Genomic DNA, 964 nt, shown 5'->3' with positions numbered 1-964 from the left:
CCCGCGCGTCCCCCCCAGCCATTCTCCAATGGTCGCGCCGATCACGCAGTATACCACCGACAGCTTCAGTCCCGAGAAAAAGGAGGGAAGCGCCAGCGGTATGCCGATCTTGACCAACAGCTGTCTGCGGCTTGCTCCCATGGTCAGCAGCAGCTCTTTGTAGGCGCCGCCGCTCTTGGCGAGCCCGTCGTAGACGCCGACGACGACCGGAAAGAACGCGGTCAGGAAGACGACGGCGACCTTGCTCCACAGGGAATAACCGAACCACATAATAAAAATGGGGGAGAGCGCAATCAGCGGAATCGTCTGGCTGATGATAATAAAGGGATAGAGCGCCTTCTCCAGTGTCCTGGACAGATGCATTCCGGTCCCGAGCAGGATGCCGCCAGCCAGCGACATCAGGCAGCCGACCGCCACTTCCTGAAGGGTGGCGGGCAGATGCGTTCCGAGCAGCAGTCCGGCGTTCTGTACCAGTGCGGTCCAGACCGAGGAGGGCGCCGGGAGGATAAAGGCAGGGACGTAACCTGAACGCACGGCGGCTTCCCACACTCCGAGAAGCAGCAGCAGCAGGAGCAGGAAGGCTCCGTAGCGGCGCGATGCATCCTTAAATAGTGCGACTTTCATACAACCTCCGCTCCAGCTCGGCCCGCAGAGCAACAAAGCCATGCCCGTAATTCATGTCCAGCCGCCGGGGTCTTGGCAGCTCCACGTTCAGCTCCCGAAGGGGGCCGTGGCTTCCGGGCGGCATCAGGAGGACGCGGTCGCTGAGCAGTATGGCTTCCTCCAGGTCATGCGTGATGAACATGACGGTCCGCCGAAGCTCGCCCCACAGCTCCAGCAGCCAGCGGTGCATGTCCCGCTTCGTCATGGCGTCAAGCGCGCCGAACGGCTCATCAAGCAGCATCAGCTCGCCGCCGGTCATCAGCGTGCGGAGAAAGGCGGCCCGCTGGCGCATGCCGCCGGA

Annotated in this window: 1 protein-coding gene and 1 pseudogene; both read right to left on the bottom strand. The window is 62.9% G+C overall.

Annotation, left to right across the window (positions count from 1 at the left end; translation table 11 throughout):
* Window positions 1–624: ABC transporter permease (locus tag L692_RS0108950; protein ID WP_025699116.1), on the bottom strand; the 624-nt coding region annotated here is incomplete at its 3' end.
* A pseudogene (locus L692_RS32555) lies at window positions 605–964 on the bottom strand (ABC transporter ATP-binding protein); the annotation flags it as partial. The pseudogene L692_RS32555 and the gene L692_RS0108950, both read right to left, overlap by 20 nt.

The organism is Paenibacillus forsythiae T98 (assembly GCF_000520735.1).
Lineage (GTDB): Bacteria > Bacillota > Bacilli > Paenibacillales > Paenibacillaceae > Paenibacillus_AQ > Paenibacillus_AQ forsythiae.
Note: the sequence above shows the minus strand (reverse complement) of the source record. Positions and strands in the feature narration are given on the sequence as shown.